General features: G+C 43.6%; 1 protein-coding gene. It reads left to right on the top strand.

Features of this window, described 5'->3' with window-relative positions:
- Positions 1-791 (top strand): TonB-dependent siderophore receptor (locus tag CWB85_RS21845; RefSeq protein WP_171039065.1); only part of this gene is annotated, 791 nt, incomplete at both ends.

The raw sequence follows: 791 nt of genomic DNA, 5'->3' as shown, positions 1-791 counted from the left end.
TGAACGAATTGAAGTCAAAGGAAGCTACTTTAATGATTACAAAGTAGATAATGCATCAGGGGCAATGCGTACATCAGCTTCATTACTAGAAACAGCACAATCAGTTACTGTAATCACCGACACTATAGTCAATGAGCAATTAGCAACCACACTCGGTGAAGTATTAACCAACGATGCCAGCTTGACTGCAGGTTCACAGCAACGTAACCGTGAAGTATTTAATCTACGTGGTTTTGAGCTGAGTTCATCAACTGGCTATTTACGTGACGGCCACCAGCACTGGTCACATTACCAGCAACCGATTGAAATACTCCAGCAAGTCGAAGTAATTAAAGGCCCATCAAGTATTTTATATGGCCAATCGGGCCCTGGTGGTTTAGTGAACATGGTCACCAAAAAACCAACTGCGCAAACATTATTTAATGCCAGTGCCGATGTTGATCAGCATGGCTCAACACGCTTTATGGTTGATGCTGGCGGCGCGCTAACCGAGGCTGAGGATTTACGTGCTCGTGGTATTTTAGTAAAACAAGACGTTGATTACTGGCGCGAATACCAAAATGGTGAAAACCGTGAACGCGACCGTTTTTTAGGTGCGTTAGTGGTTGATTACGATATCACTGATAATGCCTTAGTCCGTTTCCACTACGATCGCACCGATGATGAAGCAGGCCTAGATACAGGTGCATGGATTGATGACAATGCTAATGTAATTGGCGATGATAAAACCATTCGCGATATGTCATGGGCATTTACTGATATTACAGTTGAAAACCTTGGTGTGGGTGTTC

Source organism: Pseudoalteromonas sp. S1727 (assembly GCF_005886375.1).
Classification (GTDB): domain Bacteria; phylum Pseudomonadota; class Gammaproteobacteria; order Enterobacterales; family Alteromonadaceae; genus Pseudoalteromonas; species Pseudoalteromonas haloplanktis.
This window is presented reverse-complemented; position numbering and strand designations above follow the sequence as displayed.